This is a genomic window from Vibrio chanodichtyis (assembly GCF_028863985.1).
Taxonomy (GTDB): Bacteria; Pseudomonadota; Gammaproteobacteria; order Enterobacterales; family Vibrionaceae; genus Vibrio; species Vibrio chanodichtyis.
On the sequence record NZ_JARBFT010000032.1, the window covers coordinates 1 to 2,506 of the forward strand.

Annotated in this window: 3 protein-coding genes; all 3 read right to left on the minus strand. The window is 40.6% G+C overall.

Annotated features, from left to right (window positions below; all coding sequences use genetic code 11):
* Positions 1-186: 186 nt before the first annotated feature.
* Positions 187-798: a restriction endonuclease gene (locus PUN32_RS13905; protein ID WP_274723728.1), complete on the minus strand. Its 612-nt coding sequence runs from the start codon at positions 796-798 to the stop codon at positions 187-189.
* Between the two features lie 135 nt (positions 799-933).
* Positions 934-1,320 carry a VOC family protein gene (locus tag PUN32_RS13910; protein ID WP_274723729.1) on the minus strand — a complete coding sequence of 129 codons (387 nt, stop codon included), beginning with the start codon at positions 1,318-1,320 and terminating at the stop codon, positions 934-936.
* A 174-nt stretch (positions 1,321-1,494) separates the two neighbouring features.
* The gene (locus tag PUN32_RS13915; protein WP_000361704.1) at positions 1,495-2,151 is read right to left on the minus strand and encodes a quinolone resistance pentapeptide repeat protein QnrVC4; all 657 of its coding nucleotides are present in this window, start codon (positions 2,149-2,151) and stop codon (positions 1,495-1,497) included.
* Between the last annotated feature and the right edge of the window lie 355 nt (positions 2,152-2,506).

The following is a 2,506-nucleotide window of genomic DNA, read 5'->3' on the forward strand; positions in this document are numbered from 1 at the left end:
TATCCACGTTTTGCTCTTCCATACTCAATCGACACTGCTCTGCATTGCTCATGTGATCCCGTCGTGACCTAACGCCCTGTTAAGGTGTGAGCAACGCAATACCGAAGCTTCCGTAAACCACCTTAAACACAAAACGTAACGCACACCAAAAATGCCAAGCGTTGCGAATCACTCTTAAACAGTTTGTTATGAAACTTTATCTATGACATCAGACAGATAACTCTCAATTAAGGATTCCCAACCGTGGTATACATAGCCATTGTAAATTGAATAAAAACCACTCCCCTCAGTTCTATGTGCTTGATTTACTAATGCCCTTTTGTATTCATTTTTTCTCTGTTGCTCCAACTGTTTGAAAGCATCTGGTGTCATATAGTACACAAGCATGTCGATTTGCTCGTCTGGTAACAACCTAAGTAAACCAATTCCATTTGAACGCGAGTAGTTTAATGCCCCACGTTGGTACGCGGAGGAAGTTGCAAAAAGCCCTTTAACATTGACTCCCGTTATTTGATTAAGTTTTGCTTTAAACTCCTCGACGTCATCAACTGGAACGGGCTTGGAATAGTCTTTACATTCACAGACCCAAAGCATAGACCAAGTGTCTGCACCTGGAATCCAAATTTCAATTGAAATATCTACGATAATATCGCTGTCCCTATCCTTCGAATAATATCCCTTCTTTTGGAATAAGCGACAGCAACTGGGATTTAACCCCAAATAACCAGAGCTTACGAGATCCTTTATATTAGCGAAGACGATATCTTCAAACTTGTCACCTTTTTCTACTGTGTTCAAACTTACCTCCAAGTTTCATAACGCCCGCCTAAGGGGCTGGCAACGCACAACCCAACTTAACGCATAACAAATTAACCACAAAAATCACCGAATACCAAAAATACTACGCGTTGACAGTCCCTCTTGAGGCGTTTGTTATGTGTTTGAATACCTTGATACTTCTATGAGATTACCATCCGGATCTCTGAAATAGAATGATGTGATCACACCTTGCGCACCTGTACGTTTTACAGGCCCTTCCATGATAACCACACCTTGATTTTCCACATGCTTCATTGCATCAGACAAATCTATGTCGGTGATAAAGCATAAATCTGCACTCCCAGATCTGACATTCTGAGCTTTAGGCTCAAATTCGTTACCAAGTTGATGAAGATTGATTTTCTGGTGGCCAAACTCTAAAGCAATCCGACCAGAGCCAAAACTAACAGCTTTCATGCCCAACACTTTTTCATAAAAGCTCACTGTTGTTGGAATATCTGCAACAGTCAAAACTAAATGATCTAGGTGACTAATTTTCATCAGAAGCTCCACTTTCGAAGAAAACACATAACGCCCGCCTAAGGGGCTGGCAACGCATTACTACAAAACTAAAACACACCAACCGTAACCACTACGGCTCATTGGGACTGGAAACGCCGCGCGTTGACAGTCCCTCTTGAGGCGTTTGTTATGTGTGTGTTCAAACCATCAAATTTAGTCAGGAACTACTATTAAACCTAATTGCTCTAAAAGTTGTTCTTGCTGCCACGAACAGATTTTTACACCTGTAAGGTCAACTTTCCGAGGGTCTAAACCATACAACTCCGAGTGGCTCAAATCACAACCTTGCAACCTACACTGGCTCCAACACCCTTCAGAAAATACTCCCCGACTTAAATCAGACTCTTTAAATGATGCACCACTCAGATTTGCGCCAATCCATCTATTCTCAAACAAATCACACTTTTCGATACACTGTCTTTCAAAGTTGGCGTATGAAAGATTACAACCTGTTATATAAGCTGAACAAAAATACATTCTGTTCGATACCTGATTCATGAAGCTAGCTTGAGCAAAATTGGCACCCTTTAAATCGCATTCTCTGAACTCGATACCAAAACAATTTGCACCTTTGAAATACGACATTGAAAGACTGCAGTTTTTAAAAGATGCATCTCTAAGATCCGAGTAAGAAAAATCACACCCCTCTAATTCACCTCGTTCAATGAAAGAACAATCTACAAATTGTGTATCGCGGAGGTTCGCTCGTTTAAAGGAACAGCAGAAAAATTTGCAATTTTTAAAATACTGACCACTCATGTCTTGATGTGAAAAGTCTGCTTGTACATATAACTGGTCTGTTTTATCCATTTTCTAGCCCTCTTTCTATTTGAGTCGAAGACTAACATTTACCAACCAGTTCTCAAGAAAAATAAACACCTTAAAAACAGCAACTTACAACCACTTAAAATCGCAAAAACAAGGTACCAAATTGACGCTCTAAGGCACTGTTTTTTAATTCACCCATGCCGCATGGCTAGAAAAAAGTTTTGATTAATCATGGCGCTTGCAAGAAAAACACATAACGCCCGCCTAAGGGGCTGGTAACGCACCAACCAACTTAACGCATACCAAATTAATCACAAAGTTCAAAGCATTACAAAAATGCTGCGCGTTAACAGTCCCTCTTGAGGCGTTTGTTAACTGGCCAGAGCTGAGGATTTCC

What these genes read in the sequence shown, in the direction of transcription:
- PUN32_RS13910 (WP_274723729.1), bottom strand. Translation starts at nt 1,320, where the DNA reads ATGAAAATTAGTCACCTAGATCATTTAGTTTTGACTGTTGCAGATATT.
- PUN32_RS13915 (WP_000361704.1), bottom strand. Translation starts at nt 2,151, where the DNA reads ATGGATAAAACAGACCAGTTATATGTACAAGCAGACTTTTCACATCAA.